Here is a 25,489-nt window from a genome sequence, read left to right on the forward strand (position 1 = left end):
CGGTGCCGTCCCTCACAGGAACGCCGACCGCGTCAGGCGGTAACCGCCGTCCGCCATCGCCGCCATCGGCGTCGACTCGGCCAGGTAGTGCTCGAGCGCTTCGGCGTCATGTCCCGAAGGAGGAAGGCCGCCGGCGCGGACGACCCGCCACCAGGGCACCTCGCTGCCGTGGTGCGCCATCACGCGCCCGACACCGCGGGCTGACCTCGAGCCGAGCGTCGCGGCGAGCTGGCCGTAACTCATCACGCGTCCCGGCGGGATGGATGCGGCCACGTCGAGGACCGCCTCGACGAAATCGTCGGGGGACAGCCGCCCGGAATCAGAGCTTGCGGACGCCGATTGTTTCGCCATACTGCGTTTCGCCGACGGGCTCGAAGCCGACGCGGAGGAAGAAAGCCTCCGGCCCGGACTCGCCCGGTTCGTAGATGACGTTGACGTGATCGAAGCCGCGCGCTGCGGCCTCTTCGCTGAGTGCCTTGACGGCATAGGTGCCGACGCCACGGCCCTGGTCGTCCGCGTCGACGTTGATTCGCCAGAGGATGCTCGTGAACTCGTCCTGGCCCTCTGGGTCGAAGTTCGCCTGGACGAAGCCGACGACCTCGTCTCCGTCGAGGATGACACGCTGCCAGCTCGTCTCCGGGTTCACGACGGCCGCGGCGACCGAATAGGACACGGGGGCGACGAACTGTTCCTGGCCGGGCTTGAGCGTCAGTGCGTTGACCGCGACGATCGTGGAGGCGGACAGTTCTTCAAGTCTCAGCTCAGGCATGGTGCAAGGCTAGCCCGAACGGAGGTCTCATCGGTAGCGATGCCTTCGTGCGTGACACAATTCGTCAGATGTTCACAGCGGAGGATGTCGCGTGCCGAGCGTCCGGTCGCTGCGCCGCGATATCTCTCGATATCAAGATAGTTGCGCGGCTCGGGTAAGCTAGTCCGCGGCCCGTAAGGCCCCACAAGCTAGGAGCTCTCCATTGTCAAAAATTAAGGTTGAAGGAACCGTCGTCGAGCTCGATGGCGACGAGATGACCCGCATCATCTGGCAGTCCATCAAGGACACGCTGATCCACCCGTACCTCGACGTCAACCTCGAGTACTACGACCTCGGAATCCAGAAGCGTGACGAGACCGACGATCAGATCACGATCGACGCCGCCCACGCCATCCAGAAGCACGGCGTCGGCGTCAAGTGCGCGACCATCACGCCCGATGAGGCCCGGGTCGAGGAGTTCGGCCTGAAGAAGATGTGGAAGAGCCCGAACGGGACCATTCGCAACATCCTCGGCGGCGTCATCTTCCGTGAGCCGATCATCATCTCGAACATTCCGCGCCTCGTGCCCGGCTGGAACAAGCCGATCATCATCGGCCGTCACGCCTTCGGCGACCAGTACCGCGCCACCGACTTCCTGTTCAAGGGCAAGGGCACGCTGACCGTCGAGTTCACACCCGAGGACGGCTCGGAACCGCAGAAGTTCGAGGTCTACCAGTCGCCTGGAGACGGTATCGCTCAGGTTCAGTACAACCTCGACGCATCCATCCGCGACTTCGCCCGTGCGAGCCTCAACTACGGTCTCACCCGCAACTACCCGGTGTACCTCTCCACGAAGAACACGATCCTCAAGGCCTACGACGGCCGGTTCAAGGACCTGTTCCAGGAGATCTTCGACGCCGAGTTCAAGGAGCAGTTCGACGCCGCAGGACTGACCTACGAGCACCGCCTCATCGACGACATGGTGGCATCCGCCATGAAGTGGGAGGGCGGCTACGTCTGGGCCTGCAAGAACTACGACGGCGATGTCCAGTCGGACACCGTCGCGCAGGGATTCGGCTCGCTCGGTCTGATGACCAGCGTGCTCGCCACGCCGGACGGAAAGGTCGTCGAGGCTGAGGCAGCGCACGGCACGGTGACGCGTCACTACCGCATGCACCAGCAGGGCAAGCCGACCTCGACCAACCCGATCGCGTCGATCTTCGCCTGGACACGCGGGCTGCAGCACCGTGGAAAGCTGGACGGAAACGACCAGCTCATCGAGTTCGCCCACACCCTCGAAGACGTCGTCATCAAGACGGTCGAGTCAGGGAAGATGACCAAGGACCTTGCGCTTCTCGTCGGCCCTGAGCAGTCGTACCAGACCACGGAGGAGTTCCTCGCTGAGATCACGGCCAACCTCAAGGCCCGTCTCGGCTAAGACCCGCTGACACACGAATGCCCCCGATCGCGAGATCGGGGGCATTCGTCGTCGAGGCGTGGTGTCAGGCCTCGCAGGCCTTCTGAACGGCTGCGAACGTGGTCTCGATGTCGTCGAGGGCGTCGGTGAGGCCCTCGGAGTCCACGTTGGCCGGGTCGTCCGCTGCCTTCTTCATCTCGGCGGCGAACCCGTCCAGGGCCTTTTCGGCCTTGTCCGTGGTCTTCTTCACATCGGCGTTGGTGATGTCGTCGTTGGCGCCGGCGAACGCCGTTGCCAGCTTGTCGACGGCTTTCGCGCCCTCCGCCGGGTCGTTGCCGAACGATGCGACGCTCTCGGAGAGGTCCTCCTGGGCCTGGACCATGGTCGTCTGTACGACGGTGCAGGCTTCAGCGCTGGACTGTCCGCCGGCGCAGCCGGTGAGCATCAGGCCGGCGATGGCGACGATGCCGAAAACGGATGCCGTCGTAGTGCGGTTTCGGGGCACGGAAAATCCTCTGGTCTGGTGGGAGGGGAATCCGAAAACACTACCAGCAGCATTCCGGGAGGTACCCGGGAGGGCGGTTCTGCCAGACTGGGGGAAACAACGTGAAAGAGGCGGATGTGGCAGAAGTAGTGATCGTCGGGAACTCGAACGACGCGGGGGAACTCGTTGCGGATGCGATCGTCCAGCTGATCGGGCGCAAACCTGACGCCGTCCTCGGCCTCGCCACCGGGTCCACGCCACTGCCCGTCTACCAGGCCATGGCTGGCCGCGCACGTGACCTCGACCTGAGCCGCGTTTCCGGGTTCGCGCTCGACGAATATGTGGGCCTCCCGGTCTCTCACGCCGAGAGCTACCGCTCCGTCATCACCCGCGAGGTCGTCGAACCCCTCGGTCTGGACCCGCAGCGCATCCACGTCCCCGACGGACGTACCGAGACCATCGAGACCGCCGGGGCGGACTACGAACGCGCCATCATCGCAGCCGGTGGTGTCGACCTGCAGATCCTCGGGGTCGGCACCGACGCACACATCGGCTTCAACGAGCCGGGCTCCTCGTTCGCCTCGCTCACGCGGGTGAAGACCCTCACCGAGCAGACCCGCAGAGACAACGCCCGATTCTTCGACTCGCCCGACCAGGTGCCAATGCACTGCATCACGCAGGGGCTCGGCACGATCCTCCGGGCCAGGCACCTCGTCCTGCTCGCGTTCGGTGAGGGCAAGGCGGATGCCATCGCCGCGTCGCTCGAAGGCCCGCTGTCTGCGATGGTGCCCGGGTCCGCCATCCAGCTGCACCCTCACGCGACGGTCGTCGTCGACGAAGCCGCAGCATCGAAGCTCAAGCTCGCGGACTATTACCGGTACACCTATGCGAACAAGCCGGGGTGGCAGGGGATCTAGGCGCCCTCGCGTCGTGTAGATGGTCGAGGGTCGCCCTCTCCTTTTCGAGGTTGCCTGAGTTCTGGCTGCCGCCTTTCACGAGGCTTCGCCTCGTGGGCAAGGGGTTTAGACATCCTCGCGTCGTGCAAAGAGTGCCTCGACGCCGCTGAAGTAGGCGTCGGCGTCGAACGACTCGAGCAGGGTCGACTGTACGACGTAGCCCTGCCCGATGCCGAAGAGCACTGGGGCGATCGTCGCTGCCCACTCCTCGGGGTCCTCGCGGGTCGGGTGGGGGTTCTGAGCCGCCCAGGCTCCCAGGTACAGCACGAGCGCCGCTCGTACCCGCTCGAAGACGTGGTCGACGAGCTCGGTGATCTCCGGAGACACCACCGCCTCGGCCCAGACCTGGAGGAGCGCGCGTGTGCCGGCGAACTCCCCGGCCACCCGGGTCACCATCAAGCGGATCACCTCGGCGGGGGAGGGGATCGACTCGGCGGAGGCGAAATGCTCGAGCTCGATCGACCGCTGCCCGAGGATTCGTTCGGCCACCGCGATGACGATCTGCTGTTTTCCGGCGTAGTGGCCGTAGATCGCGCCGGCGCTCAGCCCGGATGCCTCGATGATGTCGGCCATCGACGTCGCCTGGAACCCACGTTCCGAGAAGCACCGCAGAGCGGCTTCCGCGATCTCCTCGCGACGGGCAGCGCGGTACTCGGTGCTCACTTTGGGCATGAACACAGCCTAAAAAGAATGATCGTTCTTGACAAGTTGCGGGACCGGTGTCACGCTATAAAGAACGAACATTCTTTTTAGGAGCAGTCATGTCCACACACACAACCGGGACCTCCGAACCGACGTCGTTCGGCCGGATCACCGTTCTGGTCCTCGGCCTCGCCGCCGTGGTCGCTGGCATTCTTCTGGCCTTCTCCTGGCCGGCGGTGACGAGCGAACCGCAAAATCTTCCCGTCGCGATCTCGGGTGAGACCGCCCAGGTGCAGCAGGTGGCTGCCGCTCTCGAAGAGAACGCAGCAGGGCTCCTCGACCTGGTCGAGGTCGAGAGTGCAGGAGACGCCAGGGCCCTCATCGAGGACCGCACGGTCTACGGTGCGATCGTGCTCTCCCAGCCTCCTGAAGTGCTCACGGCATCCGCGGCCAGCCCCGTTGCGACTCAGATGCTCACGGGCCTCGCCGGTCGGCTGCAGGAGGTGGCCAACCAGGCTGCCGCCGCGCAGGGGATCGTCCTGCCTGAACCGATCGTCGTCACCGTGACGGATGTCGTTCCGCTCGCCGAAACGGACCCGCGAGGCACCGGCCTCGCGTCGGCGACGTTCCCGCTGGTCATCGGCGGGATCGTCGGAGGCATCGCCATCTCACTCACCGTCGTCGGCGTCTGGCGCCGGATCGGCGCGCTTCTCGGCTACGCGGTCGTCGGCGGCCTGGCGATCGCCGGCATCCTGCAGGGCTGGTTCGGCGTCCTGCAGGGGGACTTCCTCCCGAACTCGGCTGCCGTGGCGCTGGCGCTCCTGGCGATCGCCGCTCCTGTCGTCGGCCTCAACACCGTTCTCGGGCGAGCCGGAATCGCACTCGGGGTGATCCTGTTCGTGCTCATCGCCAACCCGATCGCGTCTGCCGCCGCTCCGCCGCAGTTCCTTCCTGAACCCTGGGGCGCCGTCGGGGCGTGGTTCCCGCCTGGCGCCGCGGCGACCCTGCTCAGGGACCTGTCGTACTTCCCTGCGGCCGAGGTCGGCTTCCCGCTGGCCGTGCTTTCCGCCTGGGCGCTCGGTGGTCTCCTGCTGACCCTCACCGGCCTGGTCAGGAACCGGCGCACGGATGCCGTCGTCCCGGAGCCGTCGCATCCGTCAGCACGCGAGCCTCAGAGCGAGCCCGCGTTGAAGGCGTAGCGCTCAGAACACCTTGCCCGGGTTGAGGATGCCGTGCGGGTCGAAGACCAGCTTGATCTGCCGCTGGAGGTCGAGCTGGTCTTCGCCGAGTTCCTGGCCCAGCCACCGCTTCTTGAGGATCCCGATCCCGTGCTCACCTGTGAGCGTTCCGCCGAGACGGAGGGCAGCCACGAACAGTTCGTCGGCCGCCTGCCAGATCAGTTCGGGCACCTCCGGTCCCGAGAAGACGAAGTTCGGATGCAGGTTGCCATCTCCGGCGTGGGCGACGGTGGGAATGCGGATGCCGTAGCGCTGCTCGATCCGGACGATCTCGGCGAACATGGCCGCAAGCGCCGTCCGCGGCACGGAGACGTCCTCGATGAGGGTCGTGCCGAGGGCTTCCATCGCCGGGTGCATCGACCGGCGGACGGCAAGGAGCCGTTCGCCCTCGACCGGGTCGGTGGTGAGGTCCGCCCGCCCGCCGAGTGACCGGATGACGGCCACCGCCGCTTCGGCCTCCGCGCCAGCAGCGGGCCCGTCGGTCTGAACGGCGAGGTGCGCTTCGCCTGTGACGGTTCCAGGGAGGTCGAGGAGGGAAGCGACGGCTTCGAGAGACGCCGGGTCCATCAGCTCCATCACGGCGGGCTGGATGCCCGCTGCCGTGATCGCGGCTGCTGCGGCTGCGGCGTCCGTCACCGTGGGGAAGTACGCCGCGACGGTAGCGATGGTGCCAGGTACTGCCCGCCTGATCCTGACGGTCGCTTCGACGATGACTCCGAGGAGGCCCTCTGAGCCGACCATCAGGGCGGTGAGGTCGAGGCCGGTGACGCCTTTGACACTGCGGTGACCCAGGTCGAGGAGCCGTCCGTCGGCGAGGACGACCTTGAGCCCGAGTACGGCGTCACGTGTCACGCCGTACTTGGCGCAGAGCAGGCCACCGGCGTTGGTGGCGATGTTGCCGCCGACGGTCGAGATGGCCTTCGATGCGGGGTCGGGAGCGAACCAGAACCCGTGACCGGCGAGGATCTCGTTGAACCGGCCGTTGAGGATCCCCGGCTCGACGACGGCGAGCTGGTCGGCCTCGTTGATTTCGAGTACGCGGTCCATCGCCATGGTCGACAGGACGATCTCGCCCGAAGAAGCGATGGCCCCTCCGGCGAGGCCGGTGCCGGCGCCGCGGGTGACGACGGGCGTGCCCGTTTCGGTGGCGATCCGCATCACCTCCTGCACGTCCGCGACGGAGCGGGCGGTGACGACGGCGAGGGGTGCTGAGGCCGACACGTGGCCGGACTTGTCGGCCTGCGTGATGGCCAGCACAGCGGCATCCGTCGACACCGCATCGCCGAGGGCAGCGACGAGTCGGTCGACGACCGTCATCAGCTCAGTTCCCGACGGCCGTTCACCACTCCGCTGATGGCCGCGAGAACGCCGAAGACGACGGCGACGACGGGTACCCCGAGGTCCCACCAGGCAAGCGCAGCCGCACCCATGACGGCGATCTCGACGAGCGCCTTGCCATAGACGTCGATGTGGAAGACGGCCTTGGGGGAGCGGAAGAGTGCCCAGAGCAGGATGGCCACGGCGGGAAGCACGATGCCGAGGACGATGTTCCACGGCAGCGGCCACGCGGAGAAGCCCCAGATGGCGAGGCTGACCACGGCGAAGATCTCGAGGAAGAACCTCAGGATGTCATTGGGGGTGAGAGAGACTTTGTCGCTGGATTCCTGCACCGGTCCAGTGTAAGCGGTGCTCACTTGAAGATGATGGTGCGGGCTCCGTCGAGGAGCACCCTGTCCTCGGCGAACCACTTCACCGCCTGGGTGAGGGTGCGGCTCTCCTCGTCCTGGCCGATGGCCACGAGCTCGGCAGGGCTTCTCGAGTGGTCCACGCGCACCACGTTCTGTTCGATGATCGGTCCCTCATCGAGATCGCTGGTCACGAAGTGCGCGGTCGCCCCGATCAGTTTCACGCCGCGGGCGTGCGCCTGCCGGTACGGGTTCGCGCCCTTGAATCCGGGCAGGAACGAGTGGTGGATGTTGATGGCGCGCCCCGCCAGCCGCTCGCACAGTTCAGGAGAGAGGATCTGCATGTATCGGGCCAGGACTACGAGTTCGATGTCGAACTCCTCGACAGCGTCGAGGATCCGCTGCTCGAACGCTGCCTTCGACGCGGCATCCGTCACCGGACGAGACTCGAATGGCACGCCGTAGAAGGCGGCGAGGTCGCGGAGACTGCCGTGGTTCGAGAGCACGAGGGGGATCTCGACGCTGAGCTGCCCGGCGCGCTGTCTGAACAGGAGGTCGTTGACGCAGTGGGCAGCCGTCGAGGCGAGTACGAGGGTGCGGAGAGGGCGGCCGACCACGTCGAGCCGCCAGGTCATGCCGTATGTGTCAGTGACTGGCGCGATTGCCGCCTCGAATTCGGCGCGGTCGCCGGGCGACTCGACCTGCAGGCGCATGAAGAACCTGCCGGTGTCCGCACTGGAGAACTGCTGGCTCTCGGTGATGTTTCCCCTGGCGGAGACGATCGCCCCGCTGATGGCGTGCACGATCCCGGGCCGGTCTCCGCAGACAAAGGTCAGGACCCAGTGGTTGTGGTGCTCGCGCGCGGCGTCGGGGGTAGTCACGCCTCTAGGGTATTGCAGTCCGGTTGCCGCCGATTCCTCGCCGGATCGGCGGGTCTCGCGTACACTGGACGATGGTCAGCGCATCCCGCTCGGCCCTGGGCGCGCACATCGGCGCGTAGACGAACTCGGTTCTCGCCACGGCGACCGAGTGAACGCCGTCGTTGGATTCCCCGATGACCACTTCCCCCATTCCTGTCGCGCGCCGCGCGGTTCATCCCAAAAAAAGCCCGGCTCCGTTCCCATGGATCGGGCTCATCGCCCTGTCCGCAACGGTGTTCCTCTCGATCTCGAGTGAGATGATCCCCACGGGGCTCCTGCCCGAGATGAGCGAATCGCTCGGCGTCTCGCCCTCCCAGATCGGGCTGCTCGTCACGGTCTTCGCCTTCACCGTCGTTCTCTCGAGCGCCCCGCTGACGGCGCTCACCGCCCGGGTGCCGCGTCATGCCCTCATGGTGGCCATCCTTCTCGTGCTCGGCGTCAGCAACCTGCTCACAGCCATCGCACCGACCTACGAACTCGTCGTCGCCACTCGCGTGCTCGGCGGCCTCGCCCACGGGCTGTTCTGGGCCATGGTCCCCGCCTATTCGGCGCACCTGGTCGACCGTGAGCACCTCGCACGCGCGGTCTCGATCACCCTGGCCGGCGGGACCGTCGCCCTCGTGCTCGGCGTTCCGCTCGGTACTGCACTCGGCCAGGCCATCGGCTGGCGCTGGGCATTCGCCGCGATCGCCTGCGCACTGTTCGTCGGCGTGCTCGCCGTGATCCGCTGGCTCCCACCGGTGCAGCGCGACGACACGTCGCACGCGGAGGCGTCCACAGGGCGGGATCCGAGCATCCTCGGCGTCGCGCTTCTCTGCGTCGCCGTCGCCGTCGTGATGGTCGGCAACTACACCCTGTACACCTTCATCGCCCCCTACCTCATCGACCAGGTCGGCGTCGCTCCCGAATATCTGAGCGTCGTCCTGTTCGCCTACGGCATCGCCGGTGCACTCGGCCTCATCCTCACCGGAACGGTCTTCGCGAAGCACACCGGCTCCGGCCTGGTGATCGCTCTCGCGGCCACCGCGTTCGCGGTCGGTGTCATCGCCGTCGCCACGCCCGTGCTGTGGGTATCGCTTGCAGGCGTCGTGTTCTGGGGGCTGGCGTTCGGGCTCGTGCCCCCACTTCTGCAGACCCGGCTCCTGCACACCGCGAGTTCCCGGATCCGCGACACGGCCAGCGCGTTCTATACGACGGCATTCAACATCGGGATCGGGGGTGGGGCGCTGCTCGGCGCTGTGCTGCTCGACTGGCGCGGGCTCGACGCGTTGCCGATCGCGAACATCGTCCTCGTACTCGTCGGCCTCGTCGTCGTTCTCGTGACGCTCCGGGTGGCGTCACGGCCCGGGCGGCGCTGAACCGCCCAGAGAGAGGCTCTGGGAACGGGCGAGTGGTCAGGCGGCGGCGCTTCGCCCCTTAAACTGGGAGGACCACCGCACGCAACCGAGAGACCTCCATGGCGCTGATCCTGCTGGCCTTCCTCGTTGTTTCGTGCGCCACCAGGACCCTCACCCGCCTGCTCTCGACCCGTGTCTTCTACCTGATCTCGGTTCTGCCTTTCGCGGCCTTCGGCTACACCGTCACGCAGACGCCTACCGTCCTGTCCGGTGGAGCGGCGACCGAATCGTTCGAGTGGATTCCGCAGCTCGGGATCTCGCTCTCGTTCAGGGTGGATACGCTGGCCTGGCTGCTCGCCCTCATCGTGACCGGGATCGGCGGGCTCGTCCTCGTCTACTGCGCCAGGTATTTCTCGAAGGACGAACCGGGACTCGGCCGGTTCGCGGCTCTGCTCCTCGCGTTCGCGGGCACCATGTACGGCCTCGTCACCGCAGATGACATCCTCGTGATGTTCATGTTCTGGGAGATCACGAGCGTCCTGTCCTACCTGCTCATCGGTCACTACATCGACCGCAAGGAGAGCAGAGGCGCCGCGCTCCAGGCCCTCCTCGTCACCACGTTCGGCGGCCTCATCATGCTCGTCGGCGTCGTGATGATCAGCGTCCAGGCGGGCACGACCTCACTCGCGGCCATCGTGGATGCCGGGCTCACCGGACCGGCCACAACGGCGGCGATCCTGCTCATCCTCGTCGGCGCACTGTCGAAATCGGCGATCGTCCCGTTCCACTTCTGGCTCCCTGCAGCGATGGCGGCTCCGACCCCTGTCAGCGCCTACCTGCACGCGGCCGCCATGGTGAAGGCCGGCATCTACCTCGTTGCCCGTCTTGCGCCCGGATACGCAGAAACCCCGGGCTGGGCGCCTGTGCTCATCGGTCTCGGCGTCTGGGCCATGCTGCTCGGCGCGTGGAGGTCGCTGCGCCAGTACGACCTCAAACTCGTTCTCGCATACGGCACGGTCAGTCAGCTCGGCTTCCTCATGGTGGTCGTCGGATTCGGCGGCCGTGACGCCGGCCTCGCCGGTGCCACGCTGCTCCTCGCCCACGCACTCTACAAGGCGGCGTTGTTCCTCATCGTCGGCATCATCGACCACAGGGCGGGCACCCGCGACTGGCGTCAGCTCTCCGGCGTCGGCCGGCAATCCCGTTCCCTCGCGGTCATCACGCTCATCGCGGTCGCATCGATGGCCGGGATTCCGCCGTTGCTCGGATTCGTGGCGAAGGAGGCCGTTTTCGGCGCCTTCTTCGAGGCCGCTGCCCACGGCGACCCGTGGGGGTGGGTCGCACTGATCGGCACAGCCGTCGGTTCCGTCCTCACCGTCGCGTACAGCGCGCGTTTTTTCTGGGGCGCTTTCGCCACCCGGCCGGACGCCGAACCCACTCGCCTGCACGCGGACGGCTGGGGAATCCTCATCGCCCCCGGCATCCTCTCCGCTGCGACGATCGTCCTCGGGATCGGGGCGTCCGCCCTGTCGCCGTACCTCGAGCCGTACGCGGACACGATGGGTGAAGGGACGTACCACCTGGCCCTCTGGCACGGCCTCGAGCCCGCGCTGCTCATCTCGGCCGTCGTGGTCGGCCTCGGCCTCCTGCTGTTCTGGCACCGCAAGTGGGTGGCCCGCGTGCAGGCGTCGCTTCCGCACACCATGGACATGTCGCGCGGCTACTGGCTGAGCGTGCGGTTCATCGACAGGCTCTCCGCCCGCACCACGCTCTTCGCCCAGCGCGGTGGCCTGCCCCAGTACCTCGGTACCATCCTCGTCGTCTTCGTGGTCACGCTCGGCGCAGCTGCGACGATGAACAGGACCTGGCCAGACAGCATCCGGCTGTTCGATTACCCACAGCAGGTATTCATCGCCGCGGCCATGGCCATCGCGGCCGTGATGGCCGGGCGGGCTAGGCAGCGGATGTCTGCGGTGTTGCTCGTCGGCGCAACCGGCTTCGGCATGGTCGCCCTTTTCGCCCTGCACGGCGCACCGGACATCGCTCTCACCCAGGCTCTCGTCGAACTCGTCACCCTCGTCGTGTTCGTTCTCGTGCTCCGGCGACTGCCGATCAAGATCGCCCAGCGCAACAAACCAGTGAAGCGCGTCCTTCGAGCCACTGTCGGCATCGGCGTCGGCATCATCATGGCGATCGTGGCCGTCGTCGCGCTCGGCGCACGCCAGGAAGAGAGCATCGCGCGCGAATGGCCGCGGCTCGCCTACGAGGAAGGCCACGGCAGGAACATCGTCAACGTCGTCCTCGTCGACATCCGCGCCTGGGACACCATGGGCGAGATCGCTGTGCTTGTCGTCGTGGCGACGGGAATCGCCAGCCTGCTCTTCGTCACCGGCCGTGCAGGTCCTCTTCCACGTCTCAGCGGATCGAAGCAGCAGCGGCGGGGACGCAACCGCCGCAGGGTGCTCCCCGATCCGGTCGCGCCGGGTGCCGAGGCGAGCTCCAACCGGATGAGCTGGCTGCTCGCCGGTCGCACCCTGGCCCCCGACCACCGGTCAGTGCTGCTCGAGGTGCTCGTCCGTCTGCTGTTCCACCCGGCGATCGTCGTCTCCATCTACTTCCTCTTCGCTGGGCACAACGCGCCAGGCGGCGGTTTCGCCGGCGGTCTCCTCGCCGGTCTCGCCCTTGTCGCCCGCTATCTGGCTGGGGGACGATTCGAACTTGCCGAGGCCATCCCGATCGACGCGGGCAAGATCCTCGGGGCAGGCATCGTGCTGGCCGTCGGCAGTGCCATCGGATCCCTGCTCTTCGGGGCGGAGGCGCTGCAGTCCGCGTACTTCGAAACAGACATCCCCCTGCTCGGCCACCTGTCATTCGGAACATCCACGATCTTCGACTTCGGCGTCTACCTCGTCGTCGTCGGCCTCACTCTCGACATCCTCCGCAGCCTCGGCGCCGAAATCGACCGCCAACAGGAGGAAGCCGACCTGTCTGCCGAATCCCGTGACGACTTCTCCGAGACGGAGGCCGACCGATGACCGCCTCCCTCACCCTCGTCCTCCTCATGGCCGTCATGTACGCGGTCGGGATCACCGTAATGCTCGAACGCAGCCTGACCGGGGTGCTCATCGGGTTCATGCTCGTCGGCAACGCGACCAACCTCCTCATCCTGATCGTGGGCGGCGAGAGCGGAACCGCGCCGATCGTGAGCGGGACGGCGTCCGATGAGTCGATGACCGACCCGGTTCCCCAGGTGCTCATGCTCACGGCCATCGTCATCAACTTCGGGATCACTGCATTCCTTCTCGCGCTGATCTACCGGTCCTGGTGGCTCGCCCAGCTGGGTGATCAGGGCGACGTCGTGCCCGACCAGCACGTAGACGACACCGAGGCCGCGACGGATGCCGCCTTCGACGCGGTGGACCTCGACGAGGACGCCATCCAGGAAGTACTCGACGCCAGCAATGAACGCGCGGGTGCCGCCGCCCCCGTCGAGATCGACCCGACACCAGAGGTCGACACCGAACCGAAACCGGACGAGGAGGCCCGATGAACGCCATCGTCCCCCTCGTCGTACTCCTGCCGCTGGCCGGAGCAGCTGTCGCGCTTGTGCTCGGACGGTTCCGTCGCGCTCAGATCGCGGTGAGCACGCTCACGCTGACTGCCGTGACTGTGCTGGCCGTCATCCTTCTCGCCCACGTGGACACCCACGGAACCGTGGTTGTCGAAGTCGGAGGGTGGGACGCTCCGTTCGGCATCGTCCTCGTCGCCGATCGGCTTGCGGTGATCATGGTGCTGATCTCCGCGCTGATGCTTCTCGGGGTGCTCATCTTCGCCGTCGGGCAGGGTATCGCCGACGGTGACCGTGAGACGCCGGTGTCGATCTTCCACCCGACCTACCTGATCCTTGCCGCCGGGGTGTTCGACGCGTTCGTGGCCGGAGACCTCTTCAACATGTACGTCGCGTTCGAGATGCTGCTCGCCGCCAGCTATGTCCTCCTCACCCTCGCAGGAACCGGCGCCCGCATTCGAGCCGGTGTGACATACATCATCATCAGCCTGACCTCGTCGATCATCTTCCTGGCCGCCATCGCCTTCATCTATGCGGCGACGGGCACGGTCACGATCGCGCTCATCGCCGAACGGGTCCGCGATCTCCCGGCCGATGTGCAGCTGATCCTCTGTATCGCCCTGCTGATCGCCTTCTGCGTCAAGGCGGCGGTTTTCCCGATGTCGTTCTGGCTGCCGGACTCCTACCCGACAGCGCCCGCCCCGGTGACGGCCGTCTTCGCCGGGTTGCTCACCAAGGTCGGCGTCTACGCCATCATCCGCACGGACACGGTTCTGTTCACCGATGTGGACATCGACATTCCGCTCATGGTGATCGCGTTCCTCACGCTGATCATCGGCGTGCTCGGCGCCCTGGCCCAGGCCGACATCAAGCGATTGCTGTCTTTCACCCTTGTCAGCCACATCGGTTACATGATCTTCGGCATTTCGATCGGGTCGACCGCTGCACTCGCCGCCACGATCTTCTACATCGTCCACCACATCACCGTCCAGACCACCCTGTTCCTCGCCACCGGGCTGGTCGAGCGTGTGGGCGGCACGACATCGATCAACCGCCTCGGCGGCATTCTCAGGGCCTCACCGCTGGTCTCTGTGCTTTTCTTCATCGGCGCCATGAACCTCGGCGGCATCCCGCCGTTCTCCGGCTTCCTCGGCAAGGTGGGCCTGTTCCAGGCCGGCGTCGACCTCGGCACCCCCCTCAGCTATGTCCTGATCGCCGCAGGAGCGCTGACCTCCCTTCTCACGCTGTACGCCCTCGTGAGAGTCTGGAACATGGCGTTCTGGCGTTCGAGCGCCGACGTGGCCGGGTATTCATCTCCGCTTCTCGATTCTCTGGCCGAAGGGCCAGAGGACGAGGGGGAAACGGTGCGTTCGAAGCGTGTCCCTGCGCTCATGGTGGCGGCGACCACCGGGATGGTCGCCCTCACCATCGGGCTCACCGTGTTCGCCGGACCGCTGTTCGACATCGCCTCCCGTGCGGCCGCGAACACCGGCAACGAGTCCACGTACGTCGAATCCGTCTTCCCCGGAGGTGTCGAATGAGCCCGGAGTCGCACCGCCGGACGAGCGCGCGCAGCCAGGTCGTCCTCCTCACCGGCCTGGTCCTGCTCTGGTGCCTGGTCTGGGGGCAGTTCACCGTCCTCAGCGTGCTCAGCGGCATCATCCTGGCGATCCTCGTGTCGCTGCTGTTCTACCTGCCGGCGATCGACCTGTCAGGACGCATCAACCTCTGGTACGTCGTCGTCTTCTTCGTGAGGTTGATCGTCGACATCGTCCGTGCGTCGATCGGCGTCGCCTGGCTCGTGGTGAACCCCCGCTACAGTCCGTCGAGCGCGATCCTGGCCATCCCGCTCGACACCCGTTCGGACCTCATCACGACGCTCACGGCCGAGGCCATCTCCCTCGTTCCCGGATCCATCGTCGTCGACCTGGACCGCGAGCAGTCGGTGCTGTTCGTGCACGTCATCAACGTGCGGACGGATGCCGACCTCGAGGAATTCCGCGCAGAGGTCTTCGCGACGGAGAAGCGGCTCGTGATGGCCATCGGATCCCGCGACGACGTGTGGCGGGTCCGCCAACCCAACGAACTCACGAGGGCAAGCCACGGGAGGCCCCACTGATGGAGATTCCCCTCATCATCGCCGGAGTGCTGTTCAGCATCGGCGGCATCGCAGCGCTCTACCGGATCATCCGCGGCCCGAGCCTGCTCGACCGTGTCATCGCTTCGGACGTCTTCATCGTCACCATCATGTGTGTGCTCGGCACGGAGATGTCCCTCAATCATCACACCGACACCCTGCCGGTGATGCTCATTCTTGCGGCCTTCGGGTTCGTCGGGTCCGTGAGCTTTGCCCGCTTCATGGCTCAGCAGGACGACGCATGATTCCCGACGGCATCCGCGACGGCATCACCGTGTTCCTCATCCTCGTTTCCGCCCTGATGTGCGCGGCGGCGGGGATCGGGCTCTTCCGCTTCCCCGATGTGCTCTCCCGCCTGCACGCCGCAACGAAGCCGCAGATCCTCGGGCTGATGGCGATCTGCCTCGACATCGCCCTCAACTCGCTCAGCATCGGCTCGTTCGCGCTCATCACGGCGATCATCATCTTCCAGGGCCTTACTGCGCCGATCTCGGCGCACATGGTCGGAAGGGCCGCGTACCGGTCGGATCACGTTCGGCGCGACCTGCTCATGCGCGACGAGCTGGCCGAGAGCGTCGACCGCGCCGAGGACGCCTCGCACACCCACCCGCCGAGCGACAACGGCTGAGCGGGTCAGCGGACCTGTTCGCCGTCCGCCCATACGGCTGTGACGGTGAAATCGGCGTCGAGCAGGACCAGATCGGCCGCATAGCCAGGAACGAGCCGGCCGAGGTCGTCCCCGCGGCCGATGGCCCGCGCCGGGGTCGACGTGACCGCTGCGACGGCAGCCGCCAGCCCGATCCCCACCTCGGTGACAGCGCGGCGGAGCGCGGCGTCGAGGGTGAGAGTCGATCCGGCGATGGAGTCCCCGTGGGTGAGCCTGGCCACGCCGTCCGTCACCGTGACGTCGAGCGTCCCCAGTCGGTAAGCGCCGTCGGCGGAACCGGCGGCGGCCATGGCATCCGTCACCAGGGCGATCCTGCCTGGGGCGGCGGCGAACGCGATCCGCATGATCTCGGGGTGCACGTGCACGCCGTCGTTGATGAGTTCGAGCACGACGCTGTCCGAAGCCGTCGCAGCCGCGACCGGCCCTGGGGCGCGGTGGTGGAGGCCGTTCATGGCGTTGAAGGCGTGGGTCAGGATGCCGGCACCCGCTTCGAAAGCGGCGGTCGCCTGGGCGAAGTCCGCGTCGGTGTGTCCGACTGCCGCGGTGACGCCGGCGTCGGTGAGCTGCCGGACGGCGTCGAGCCCGCCGGGAAGCTCAGGGGCGATCGTGACCTGACGGAGAGCACCCCTTCCAGCATCGATCAGCCGCGCGACGGTCGACCGGTGCGGGGCGAGCAGGAGTTCGGGGTCGTGCGCGCCCTTGTGGCCGGCGTCGAGGAACGGTCCTTCGAGATGCGCGCCGAGGATGGTGGGGTCTCCGGCTGCGAGGTCGGCGATGACGCCCAGCTGGTCGATCAGGTCGTCGACGGAAGCCGTGACGAGGGAGAGCACAGAACGGGTGGTGCCTGCCGCACGGTGGACGGCGAGCGCGGTACGGATGCCGTCTGGCCCGTCGGCGAACGAGGTCCCGCCGCCGCCGTGGCAGTGGAGGTCGATGAAGCCTGCGGTGAGGATCCTCCCGCCGGCGTCGACGGGCTCAGGGGACCCCTGGCCGATGCGCGAGCGCCAGCCGTCGCCTGTTCCGACCTCGCTGATCCGGTTGCCGGTGACGGAGAGCCAGCCATCCTGCGACACCATCCCATCCGAGACGAGGGTGGCGGAGTGGACGATCAGCGGCGCGTCAGGAGCGGTGGTCACGGAGCAACGATAACGGTGATGCCGCTCGCTGTGAATGCGGCACGGTGTTCGTCGTCGATCCCGTCGTCGGTGATCAGGGTGTCGAAGACCTCGGCGCCGCCGACAGAGGCGAACGCGCGTCTGCCGATCTTGTGCGAATCCGCGACGACGACGGCGCGCTCGGCGCGTGTGGCCATGAGCTGATTGATCCTGGCCTCGCCCTCGTCGTGCACGGTGGCGCCGAACTCGGGGTCGATCCCGTTCACCCCGACGAAGGCGAGGTCGAGGGTGATCTCCCTGAGCATGAGGTCGCTGTACGGGCCGACGAGTTCGTATGACCGCTGGTGGACGACCCCGCCGGTCACCACGACCTTGAACTGGGGGCGGACAGCGAGCTGGGCGGCGATGTTCACCGCGTTGGTGACGATGGTCAGGCTCGGGGCCGTCGACGGTTCGGTCAGGTCGGCCCTGGCTGTGAGCAAGGTGGCGATCGCGGTCGATGTCGTCCCCCCGCAGAGCCCGACGATCGAGCCCGGATGCACGAGCGCGCTCGCCGCCTGCGCGATCCGCTCCTTCTGCGCGGCGTTCTGTTCGTGGCGGTAGCGCAGCGGCAGGTCGTACGCGACAGAATGACCGACTGCTCCTCCGCGCGTCCGGGTGAGGAGCTGCTGCTCGGCGAGGGTGTCGAGGTCGCGCCTCGCCGTTGCCGGTGACACGTCCAGACGGCTGACGATGTCGTCGACGTCGACTCTGCCGTCCCGGGCGAGCAGGTCGAGCACGGCCGTCAGCCGGTCGGCGCGGTTCACGAGGACGGCCGACCCGCGAACAGGACGAGGAGCCGTTCGGCCTCAGCGCTCAGCGCCGCGCGCCCCACACCGAGATACTTCCTGGAGTCGACCAGTCCGGCATCCGCATCGAGAGCTGCGCGGACGGCGCGGGTGAAGAACCCGTTGAGGTGTGTGGAGACGTTGATCTTGGTCATCCCTGCGTGGATGGCACGGACGATCTGGTCGTCGGGGACGCCGCTGGAGCCGTGCAGGACGAGGGGCACAGGCACGGCGTCGGCGATGCGCCCGATGAGGTCGATGTCGAGGGACGCACTCCTGCTCGACATGGCGTGAGAGGACCCGACAGCGACTGCGAGGGCGTCGACACCGGTGTCGCCGGCGAAGGACGCCGCTTCGGCCGGGTCCGTCCGGACACCAGCGGCGTGTGCTCCGTCCTTGCCTCCGATGGTTCCGAGTTCAGCCTCGACGAAGACGCCGGCCGAATGGGCCGCTGCGACGACCCTCCGCGTGGCGGCTACGTTGTCCGCGTAGTCCAGGGTGGCGCCGTCGTACATGACCGAGCCGAATCCGAGGTCGATCGCGGCCAGGGCGAGCGCTTCGTCCGTGGCGTGGTCGAGGTGGACGGCGACGTCGGCGGACGAGGACGAGGCGAGGGCCAGCGTCGCCGCTGCGATCGGTTCGAGGCCTCCGTGATAAGAGATGCAGTTCTCGGAGATCTGCAGGATGACGCCCAGCCCGGCTCGTTCAGCGGCTGAGACAAGGCCCTCGGCGGTCTCGAGGGAGATGACATTGAAGGCACCGACGCCGGTGCGGCCGTCGGCGGCGCGGCTGATCAGTGTGCTGGTGGGGGTGAGCGGCATGATTCCTCGTCAGCTGGGAAGTTCGGTGAGTGTGAGCCGGTGTTCGAGTGCGTCGCAGTCCGGGTGGACGCTTCCGGCCTGGGGTTCGAGGACGGCAGCGGCACCCCACGCGGTCGCGCGCGAGAGGATCGCCCGGATGTCGCCGCTTCCCGCAGCGATCAGGGACGCCGCTCCTGCGACGGCGGCGTCACCTGCCCCTGTGGGGTTGCCGGGCAGGATGACGTCGAGTTCAGCCAGCCAGACGTTGCCTTCGCGGGGGACGGCCATCATGCCGTCCTCGCCGAGCGACACGAGCACGAGTCCTGCGCCGGCGTCCTGAAGAGCGCGGGCCCCGGCGAGCGGGTCTCGTTCGCCCGTGGCCTCTGCGAGTTCGCGGCGGTTCGGTTTGAGCAGGGTGGCGCCCGCGGCTGCGGCTCGAAGCAGGTGCGGACCAGACGCGTCGGCGATCGCCGGGATGCCGGCGTCCCGCCCGAGTGAGACGAGGTCGGCCACAAGCGAGTCCGGGGCTCCAGGCGGGATGCTCCCCGAGACGACGAGGCAGGAGGATCCGGCCAGCCGGGAGCGAACGGCATCCTTCACCTCGGACCAGGCGCGGGGCGGGACCTCCCTGCCGGATTCGTTGAGGACGGTCGTGCGGCCGGCCACACGCTCGACGATGGCCGTCGAGCGGCGCGCGGGCCCGGGCACGGCGACGAGCACTGCGGGGACGGGGCCGAGGTCGCGCTCGAACTCGGCGAGGTCGTTCTCGCCGACGGGGGCGATGGCGAGGGTGTCGAAGCCGCGCTGGACGAGCACCCTGGCGACGTTGATCCCCTTGCCGCCCGCCCGCGTCACGGCCGGGGTGACCCTGTGGGTCTCGCCGAGGTCGAGCTCGTCGAGCGTGATCGTGCTGTCGAGGGCGGGGTTCGGGGTGACGGTGAGAATCATGCGCTGACCAGTTCGAGTCGTTCGCGGGCGCCGATGGCCGCTCCGACCAGGCCCGCGTTCTCACCGACGGTCGCCGGAAGGAGCACCGGGCGTCTGTGGAAGGTGAGCAGCGAGTTCATCCGTTTCTCCACCGGTGCGAAGAGGGCGTCGCCGGCCTGGGCGAGACCGCCGCCGAGGACGATGGCCTCAGGGGCGAGCAGCGCGACCGACTGGGCCAGGGCCAGCCCAAGCGCGTCTGTTGCCGTGTCCCAGACGGAGACCGCGATCGGGTCGCCGGCCTGTGCCAGGGCGAGGACCTCCCTGGCCCCGGCTACGGGCGCCGTCACCTGGCGGTTGTACAGGCGCGTGATCGCACCGGCCGATCCGACCGCTTCGAGACAGCCGTGACCGCCGCAGGCGCAGAGGACGCCACCGGGGTCGACCACCGAGTGCCCGATCTCGCCGGCGTAACCCGACGCCGAATAGGGCTGGCCGTCGATGAAGATGGCGCTCGCGATCCCGGTGCCGATCACGACGATGAGGGCGTTTCCGTAGTTGCCCGCCGCGCCGAGCCGGTACTCCGCCGTGCCTGCTGCCCTCACGTCGTGGGTGAAAGCGACGGGGATGCCGAGCGCGGCCGATGCGCTGTCGCGGAAGGGGACGTCACGCCAGCCGAGGTTCTCCGCGTAGCGGCCGATCCCGGCCTCGTCGTCTACGAGGCCGGGGACGATGAGGCCTGCGGCCTCGGGGACGACGTCAGGATGCCGCTCGGAGAACCGGGCGGTCAAGACGACGAGTTGGGCGATCACGGCATCGCCGCTGCCGTCCGTGCTGTACGGCGTCGGCACCCTGACGACCTCCCGGATCACGCCGTGGGTGTCGACGAGTCCGGCCTTGGTGTCCGTTCCGCCGACGTCGAAGGCGAGGACAGCGGCGCCGTCGCCGAGGGCTGGCGTGCCGGTCATGCGCTGAGGATGACCGAGCGGGTGAGGTTGCGGGGGAGGTCGGGGTTGAGGCCTGCGGCGAGGGAGCGCTCGAGCGCGACCCGGTGAGCACGGACGAGGTCGGCCAGCGGGTCGAGTGCCGAGTTCTCGAAGCGGGCGCCCGTGACGGCGATGTCGGCGTCGAGCCCGGTCGGCGCGTCTCCGAACATCCACACGGCGCGGCCAGGGGCGGCGATCGCGAGCGGACCGTGCCTGTATTCCATGGCCGGGTACGACTCGGTCCAGGCCTGGCAGGACTCCCGCATCTTCAGCGCCGCCTCATGGGCGATGCCGACGGTCCAGTCGCGGCCGAGGAAGGTGACCTGCTCTGCAGAGACGAGTTCGTGGGGGAGGTCCTCGGTCAGTGCGAGTTCCGCATCGCGGATCGAGCCCGTCACATCCGCTCCGGTGGACGCGCGGAGGAAGGTGAGGGCCGTCGTCGCGAACCGGGTCTGCACGACGCTCTTCTCGTCGGCGAACGGCAGGCCGATGACATCGTCGGCGAGGTCGACGAGGGGGCTCGAGGTGTCTCCGACGATTCCGATGGTTCGGATGCGTCCCTTGAGATCCCCGAGAATCTCGAGAACCTCGGACGTGGTGCCCGAGCGGGTGATGGCGATCACCGCGTCATAGTCGCGGTCGAGGAACGCCTCTGAGGCCGCGAAGGCGTCCGTCTCGCCCTGGCCCGCTCCTTCGCGGAGTGCTGCATAGGACTGCGCCATGAACCACGACGTTCCACAGCCGATCACGGCGATGCGCTGGCCTGCCGACGGAAGGAGATTCCGCTCGGCCGTGAGCTCGGCGGCGCGTGCCCACACCTCCGGCTGGCTGTGGAGCTCGCTCTTCATCCAGGCGCCGGGGGTCGTGGTCATCTGCGTAACTCCTGCCATTGTCGGCGCCAGGGCCGGGTGATTGATAGTGATTGCAAAGTGGTCTTTGCAATCACTATCGATCATCCCAGAGTTTCGTCTGAAAGGCCAGCGACGGCGCCGGGCTCCTCGGTGCCCTCCTGCCACGCCGCGATCCCGAGCGCACGGAATCGCGGGTACCACGCCCCGAGCCGGGCGGAGAAGCCCTCCCAGTCGCGGCCGGGCGCGACGGACGCTTCCGCCGACCAGGCGATCTCGGCGACGGCCAGGAGCCGTGGGAAGGTGAGGTAGTGGATGTCGGTCATGGTGGCGACGGTCTCGGTCCACAACGGCGCCTCGACGCCGAGGATCTTCTCGTCGGACACCCCGGGGAGTATCGCCGTAGGTTCCCACTCGTATGCGGCCCTGACGGTCGTCGGGCCTCCGGCCCAGGCCTGGCCGATCGGCGTCGTCTCGTCGTAGGTGATGTCGAGGTACGCGACGTCGGCGGGGGAGAGGATGAGCGCGCCGCCCTGGTCGACGAACGCCGCGGCGTTCTCGGCCGCGTTGTCCTGGGGGGAGACATAGCTCCAGTACTGACCGATCGTGCCAGGGGCGAGGTCCGAGCAGCGTCCGGCCTCGTGCCAGGCGATCGGGATCTTGCCGTGGCTCGCGACGAGCGCTGTCGCGCGCGCGATGAACGCCGGGAACTGTTCGGGGGGAGTGGTGTGGGATTCGTCCCCGCCGATGTGCAGGTATTTGCCCGGGGTCTGTGCGGCGACCGACCGGAACACGTCGTCGAGGAACTCCCAGGTCGCATCGCTGTCCACATCGAGGCTGGAGAAGCCGACGTCGATGCCGGTGTACGGCTCACGGGCGACGCCGTCGGCGTTGAGTTCGGGGTAGGCGCTCAGGGCGGCGTTGGTGTGCCCAGGCACGTCGATCTCGGGAACGACGGTCACGAACCGCGAGGCGGCGTACGCCACGATGGCTGCGTAGTCCTCCTCGGTGTAGAAACCACCGGCCCCGCCACCGACTGCGGTCGACGCGCCGATCCCGGTGAGCTCGGGCCGGCCGGCGATCGAGATCCGCCAGCCCTGGTCGTCGGAGAGGTGGAGGTGAAGCACGTTGATCTTGAACAGGACGATCTCGTCGATGAACCGCGACACCGCGGCGACGTCGAAGAAATGACGGGCGACGTCGAGCATCGCACCACGCCAGGCGAACCGCGGGCGGTCGGTGACCGTCGCGGCTGCGGCCTGCCAGGCGGCGCTCTGTACCGAGCGTCGTTCCACATCCGCCGGGAACATCTGTCGCAGCGACTGCACGCCGTAGAACAGGCCCGCGGGACGTGCGGCTGTGAGCTGTGTCCCCGACGCCCCGGTGACGAGCCGGTATCCCTCGGCGCCGAGACCGAGGTCGTCGGCGAGGTCCAGGTGGAGGGCGATGTCCGCCGGGCCGGCGACAGCACCGTCGACGGGGCTCACGACGGGCAGCGGGTATCCGGTCGACGGCCGCAGGATGCCGGCCAGGTAAGCGCCGACGGATGCCGCGGCATCCGTCGCGAGGATCCGGGACGATTCCATGAGCGTGAACGGCGTATCACTCGCTGCGACATGCAGTTCGGTCGGCTGGGGGATGATGCGGGCGGGGCTCATGCGGCGGCTTTTCGGTGGGTCACCGCACCATCAAAGCACGTCGCGCCTGGGTTGCCGAGGGGTTCGGGTCGAGTTCGGACCGATGACAGCACGAAGGTGGCCGTGTCGGCATCCGCTGCTATGATCGGTCTGTCGTAACTGGCGTGCAGGCGGAGGAGAATTTCCGCCTCGGATGGTCACCATCGGGGAGCGACTGACACGGATTCGGCCGAACGCCTGGGTTGATACGGATTACCTGACATTTGTCCGCCGCTGTCTAAAGGAGCCAGTTTTGTCCTCAACGTTCAACGCGCCTCTCTCCGAGGTCGACCCCGAGATCGCCGCCGTCCTCGAGCAGGAGCTCGGACGCCAGCGCGATTACCTCGAGATGATCGCGAGCGAGAACTTCGTTCCCGTCTCCGTCCTCCAGTCCCAGGGCAGCGTGCTCACCAATAAGTACGCCGAGGGCTACCCCGGCCGTCGCTACTACGGCGGCTGTGAGTACGTCGACGTGGCCGAGTCGCTCGCCATCGAGCGCGCCAAGAGCCTGTTCGGCGCAGCGTACGCCAACGTCCAGCCGCACTCGGGTGCGACCGCGAACGCGGCCGTCCTGTCGGCGATCGCCACCCCAGGCGACACCATCCTCGGCCTCGAACTCGCCCACGGTGGCCACCTCACCCACGGTATGAAGCTCAACTTCTCCGGCAAGCTCTACAACGCCGTGTCGTACGGCGTCGACCCCGAGACCTTCCTCGTCGACATGAACGTCGTCCGCGACAAGGCGCTCGAGCACAAGCCGCAGGTCATCATCGCCGGATGGTCGGCATACCCCCGCCAGCTCGACTTCGCCGCGTTCCGCGCGATCGCCGACGAGGTGGGAGCGAAGCTCTGGGTCGACATGGCGCACTTCGCCGGCCTTGTAGCTGCCGGCCTGCACCCGTCGCCGGTGCCGTTCGCCGACGTCGTGTCGTCGACGGTGCACAAGACCCTCGCCGGCCCGCGCTCCGGTTTCATCCTCAGCCGTGACATGGAGCTGGCCAAGAAGCTCAACTCCAACGTCTTCCCCGGCCAGCAGGGCGGACCGCTCATGCACGTCATCGCCGCCAAGGCGACGGCGTTCCTCCTCGCATCACAGCCCGAGTTCACGGACCGCCAGGCTCGTACCCTCCGCGGCGCCCGCCTCCTCGCCGAGCGACTGACCGCCGAAGACTCCCGCGCGGCCGGCGTCGACGTCCTGACCGGTGGCACAGACGTGCACCTCGTGCTCGCCGACCTCCGCAACTCGGAGATCAACGGCCAGCAGGCAGAGGATGCGCTCCACGAGGTCGGCATCACCGTCAACCGCAACTCGGTCCCGTTCGACCCGCGCCCGCCGATGGTGACATCCGGTCTCCGGATCGGCACCCCTGCGCTCGCCACGCGGGGCTTCGACGACGCCGAGTTCACCGAGGTCGCGGATGTCATCGCCACGGCGCTCAAGCCCGGTGCGGACATCGCCGGCCTGCGTACCCGGGTGAAGGCGCTCACAGACGCGTTCCCGCTGTACCCGGGCCTCGTGCAGTAGTGACCGCGCAGATCCTCGACGGCAAGGCCGTCGCTTCCGTCATCAAATCCGAGCTCAAGGAGCGCGTCAGCGCCCTCCGCGAGCGGGGCATCGTGCCGGGGCTCGGCACCGTGCTCGTCGGCGACGACCCGGGCTCGCAGTGGTACGTCGCAGGCAAGCACCGCGACTGCGCCGAGGTCGGAATCGAGTCGATCCGGCGCGACCTGCCCGCCACGATCAGCCAGGACGAGCTCGAGGCCGTGCTCGACGAGCTCAACGCGGACCCGGCGTGCACCGGCTACATCGTGCAGCTGCCGTTGCCTGCCCACCTCGACACGGACGCCATCCTCGAGAGGGTCGACCCCGAGAAGGACGCGGACGGACTGCACCCGACCAACCTGGGCCGTCTCATCCTCAACGTGAACCGGCCGATCCACACGCCGCTGCCGTGCACGCCCCGAGGCGCGATCGAGCTGATGCAGCGTCACGGTATCGACCTCGCCGGCAAGCACGTGGTCGTCGTCGGCCGTGGCGTCACCGTCGGCAGGGCGATCGGTCCGCTGCTCACACGTCGTGAGTTCAATGCCACCGTCACGCTCACCCACACCGGAACCGTCGGACTCGACGACCTCCTGCGCACGGCAGACGTCATCGTGGCCGCCGCCGGAGTGCCCGGAATCGTGAAGGCGTCAGCGGTGAAGCCTGGCGCAGTGGTGCTCGACGTCGGCGTGAGCCGCGAGACCGACCCGGAGACCGGCAAGAGCCGTGTCGTCGGCGACGTCGACCCCGCCGTCGCCGAGGTCGCCGCGTGGATCTCGCCGAACCCCGGCGGCATCGGCCCGATGACCCGGGTGCAGCTGCTCACCAATGTGGTCGACACGGCGGAGCGGCAGAACCCGTAGTCCTTCTCTGCGGACCGCACGTCGAAAGTGCGGTAGTGGGGGGGGGGGGGGGGGGGGGGGGGGGGGGGGGGGGGGGGGGGGGGGGGGGGGGGGGGGGGGGGGGGGGGG

Annotated in this window: 26 protein-coding genes and 1 riboswitch; of the genes, 12 read left to right on the forward strand and 14 right to left on the reverse strand. The window is 67.7% G+C overall.

The window, feature by feature from the left end:
- Positions 1-12: 12 nt before the first annotated feature.
- Together AC1M2K_RS16865 and AC1M2K_RS16870 are read right to left on the reverse strand one after the other, a co-directional pair.
- Complete coding sequence (locus tag AC1M2K_RS16865; RefSeq protein WP_480241849.1) at positions 13-351, reverse strand: MGMT family protein; 339 nt, start codon at positions 349-351, stop codon at positions 13-15.
- A complete protein-coding gene (locus AC1M2K_RS16870; RefSeq protein ID WP_480239309.1) occupies positions 320-769 on the reverse strand; it encodes a GNAT family N-acetyltransferase in 450 nt (149 codons plus the stop codon). Before AC1M2K_RS16870 ends, AC1M2K_RS16865 begins: the two co-directional genes overlap by 32 nt.
- A gap of 202 nt (positions 770-971) precedes the next feature.
- Here AC1M2K_RS16870 and AC1M2K_RS16875 point away from each other — a divergent pair, with 202 nt between their 5' ends.
- A complete protein-coding gene (locus AC1M2K_RS16875; protein ID WP_480241850.1) occupies positions 972-2,186 on the forward strand; it encodes an NADP-dependent isocitrate dehydrogenase in 1,215 nt (404 codons plus the stop codon).
- Between the two features lie 64 nt (positions 2,187-2,250).
- On the opposite strand, the gene AC1M2K_RS16880 is transcribed toward AC1M2K_RS16875, so the two are convergent.
- Positions 2,251-2,670 (reverse strand): hypothetical protein, encoded by a 420-nt coding sequence (locus AC1M2K_RS16880; RefSeq protein ID WP_480239311.1) that lies wholly within the window; start codon positions 2,668-2,670, stop codon positions 2,251-2,253.
- Between the two features lie 116 nt (positions 2,671-2,786).
- On the opposite strand from AC1M2K_RS16880, the gene AC1M2K_RS16885 reads away from it, so the two are divergent.
- A complete protein-coding gene (locus tag AC1M2K_RS16885; RefSeq protein ID WP_480241851.1) occupies positions 2,787-3,566 on the forward strand; it encodes a glucosamine-6-phosphate deaminase in 780 nt (259 codons plus the stop codon).
- 105 nt (positions 3,567-3,671) lie between these two features.
- Here AC1M2K_RS16885 and AC1M2K_RS16890 read toward each other — a convergent pair whose 3' ends face one another.
- On the reverse strand, positions 3,672-4,277 hold the full coding sequence (locus tag AC1M2K_RS16890) for a TetR/AcrR family transcriptional regulator (RefSeq protein ID WP_480241852.1): 606 nt from the start codon (positions 4,275-4,277) through the stop codon (positions 3,672-3,674).
- Positions 4,278-4,366: 89 nt separating this feature from the next.
- Here AC1M2K_RS16890 and AC1M2K_RS16895 point away from each other — a divergent pair, with 89 nt between their 5' ends.
- On the forward strand, positions 4,367-5,446 hold the full coding sequence (locus tag AC1M2K_RS16895; protein ID WP_480241853.1) for a hypothetical protein: 1,080 nt from the start codon (positions 4,367-4,369) through the stop codon (positions 5,444-5,446).
- Between the two features lie 3 nt (positions 5,447-5,449).
- On the opposite strand, the gene AC1M2K_RS16900 is transcribed toward AC1M2K_RS16895, so the two are convergent.
- Genes AC1M2K_RS16900 through purU form a run of 3 tightly spaced genes read right to left on the reverse strand, consistent with a single transcriptional unit; the run spans position 5,450 to position 8,051 of the window.
- Complete coding sequence (locus AC1M2K_RS16900) at positions 5,450-6,802, reverse strand: FAD-binding oxidoreductase (protein ID WP_480241854.1); 1,353 nt, start codon at positions 6,800-6,802, stop codon at positions 5,450-5,452.
- Positions 6,802-7,155 carry a YrdB family protein gene (locus AC1M2K_RS16905; RefSeq protein WP_480239316.1) on the reverse strand — a complete coding sequence of 118 codons (354 nt, stop codon included), beginning with the start codon at positions 7,153-7,155 and terminating at the stop codon, positions 6,802-6,804. Before AC1M2K_RS16905 ends, AC1M2K_RS16900 begins: the two co-directional genes overlap by 1 nt.
- Before the next feature lie 20 nt (positions 7,156-7,175).
- A complete protein-coding gene (purU, locus tag AC1M2K_RS16910) occupies positions 7,176-8,051 on the reverse strand; it encodes a formyltetrahydrofolate deformylase (protein ID WP_480239317.1) in 876 nt (291 codons plus the stop codon).
- Between the two features lie 173 nt (positions 8,052-8,224).
- On the opposite strand from purU, the gene AC1M2K_RS16915 reads away from it, so the two are divergent.
- From AC1M2K_RS16915 to mnhG, 7 genes are all read left to right on the forward strand, one after another.
- A complete protein-coding gene (locus AC1M2K_RS16915) occupies positions 8,225-9,448 on the forward strand; it encodes an MFS transporter (protein ID WP_480241855.1) in 1,224 nt (407 codons plus the stop codon).
- Positions 9,449-9,546: 98 nt separating this feature from the next.
- The gene (locus AC1M2K_RS16920) at positions 9,547-12,462 is read left to right on the forward strand and encodes a Na+/H+ antiporter subunit A (RefSeq protein WP_480241856.1); all 2,916 of its coding nucleotides are present in this window, start codon (positions 9,547-9,549) and stop codon (positions 12,460-12,462) included.
- On the forward strand, positions 12,459-12,977 hold the full coding sequence (locus AC1M2K_RS16925) for an NADH-quinone oxidoreductase subunit K (protein ID WP_480241857.1): 519 nt from the start codon (positions 12,459-12,461) through the stop codon (positions 12,975-12,977). Before AC1M2K_RS16920 ends, AC1M2K_RS16925 begins: the two co-directional genes overlap by 4 nt.
- Complete coding sequence (locus tag AC1M2K_RS16930) at positions 12,974-14,536, forward strand: Na+/H+ antiporter subunit D (RefSeq protein WP_480241858.1); 1,563 nt, start codon at positions 12,974-12,976, stop codon at positions 14,534-14,536. The genes AC1M2K_RS16925 and AC1M2K_RS16930 overlap by 4 nt, the downstream gene beginning before the upstream one ends.
- Positions 14,533-15,114 (forward strand): Na+/H+ antiporter subunit E, encoded by a 582-nt coding sequence (locus AC1M2K_RS16935; RefSeq protein ID WP_480241859.1) that lies wholly within the window; start codon positions 14,533-14,535, stop codon positions 15,112-15,114. Before AC1M2K_RS16930 ends, AC1M2K_RS16935 begins: the two co-directional genes overlap by 4 nt.
- The gene (locus AC1M2K_RS16940) at positions 15,114-15,377 is read left to right on the forward strand and encodes an MrpF/PhaF family protein (RefSeq protein ID WP_480239323.1); all 264 of its coding nucleotides are present in this window, start codon (positions 15,114-15,116) and stop codon (positions 15,375-15,377) included. The genes AC1M2K_RS16935 and AC1M2K_RS16940 overlap by 1 nt, the downstream gene beginning before the upstream one ends.
- Positions 15,374-15,760: a monovalent cation/H(+) antiporter subunit G gene (mnhG, locus tag AC1M2K_RS16945; RefSeq protein WP_480241860.1), complete on the forward strand. Its 387-nt coding sequence runs from the start codon at positions 15,374-15,376 to the stop codon at positions 15,758-15,760. Before AC1M2K_RS16940 ends, mnhG begins: the two co-directional genes overlap by 4 nt.
- A gap of 5 nt (positions 15,761-15,765) precedes the next feature.
- On the opposite strand, the gene nagA is transcribed toward mnhG, so the two are convergent.
- The 7 genes from nagA to AC1M2K_RS16980 all read right to left on the reverse strand — a co-directional run bounded on the left by nagA (position 15,766) and on the right by AC1M2K_RS16980 (position 22,957).
- Positions 15,766-16,875: an N-acetylglucosamine-6-phosphate deacetylase gene (gene nagA / locus AC1M2K_RS16950; protein ID WP_480241871.1), complete on the reverse strand. Its 1,110-nt coding sequence runs from the start codon at positions 16,873-16,875 to the stop codon at positions 15,766-15,768.
- A gap of 56 nt (positions 16,876-16,931) precedes the next feature.
- Positions 16,932-17,720, reverse strand: a complete 789-nt coding sequence (locus AC1M2K_RS16955; RefSeq protein ID WP_480239325.1) for a DeoR/GlpR family DNA-binding transcription regulator — start codon at positions 17,718-17,720, stop codon at positions 16,932-16,934.
- The gene (locus AC1M2K_RS16960; protein ID WP_480241861.1) at positions 17,717-18,562 is read right to left on the reverse strand and encodes a class II fructose-bisphosphate aldolase; all 846 of its coding nucleotides are present in this window, start codon (positions 18,560-18,562) and stop codon (positions 17,717-17,719) included. Before AC1M2K_RS16960 ends, AC1M2K_RS16955 begins: the two co-directional genes overlap by 4 nt.
- Before the next feature lie 9 nt (positions 18,563-18,571).
- On the reverse strand, positions 18,572-19,489 hold the full coding sequence (locus tag AC1M2K_RS16965; protein WP_480241862.1) for a 1-phosphofructokinase family hexose kinase: 918 nt from the start codon (positions 19,487-19,489) through the stop codon (positions 18,572-18,574).
- Positions 19,486-20,433, reverse strand: coding sequence for an ROK family protein (locus tag AC1M2K_RS16970; RefSeq protein ID WP_480241863.1), 948 nt, complete (start codon positions 20,431-20,433; stop codon positions 19,486-19,488). Before AC1M2K_RS16970 ends, AC1M2K_RS16965 begins: the two co-directional genes overlap by 4 nt.
- Entirely contained in the window at positions 20,430-21,323 is an 894-nt protein-coding gene (locus AC1M2K_RS16975; protein ID WP_480239329.1) for an SIS domain-containing protein, read from the reverse strand. The genes AC1M2K_RS16970 and AC1M2K_RS16975 overlap by 4 nt, the downstream gene beginning before the upstream one ends.
- 80 nt (positions 21,324-21,403) lie before the next feature.
- Positions 21,404-22,957 carry a beta-N-acetylhexosaminidase gene (locus AC1M2K_RS16980; protein WP_480241864.1) on the reverse strand — a complete coding sequence of 518 codons (1,554 nt, stop codon included), beginning with the start codon at positions 22,955-22,957 and terminating at the stop codon, positions 21,404-21,406.
- A 124-nt stretch (positions 22,958-23,081) separates the two neighbouring features.
- A riboswitch (ZMP/ZTP riboswitch) is annotated at positions 23,082-23,186 on the forward strand.
- A gap of 42 nt (positions 23,187-23,228) precedes the next feature.
- Between AC1M2K_RS16980 and glyA the strand changes: the two genes are divergently transcribed.
- Positions 23,229-24,500, forward strand: a complete 1,272-nt coding sequence (gene glyA / locus AC1M2K_RS16985) for a serine hydroxymethyltransferase (RefSeq protein WP_480241865.1) — start codon at positions 23,229-23,231, stop codon at positions 24,498-24,500.
- Entirely contained in the window at positions 24,500-25,381 is an 882-nt protein-coding gene (locus AC1M2K_RS16990) for a bifunctional methylenetetrahydrofolate dehydrogenase/methenyltetrahydrofolate cyclohydrolase (protein WP_480241866.1), read from the forward strand. The genes glyA and AC1M2K_RS16990 overlap by 1 nt, the downstream gene beginning before the upstream one ends.
- The last annotated feature ends 108 nt before the right edge of the window (positions 25,382-25,489 follow it).

The sequence above is a fragment of the Mycetocola sp. Y171 genome, assembly GCF_056713165.1.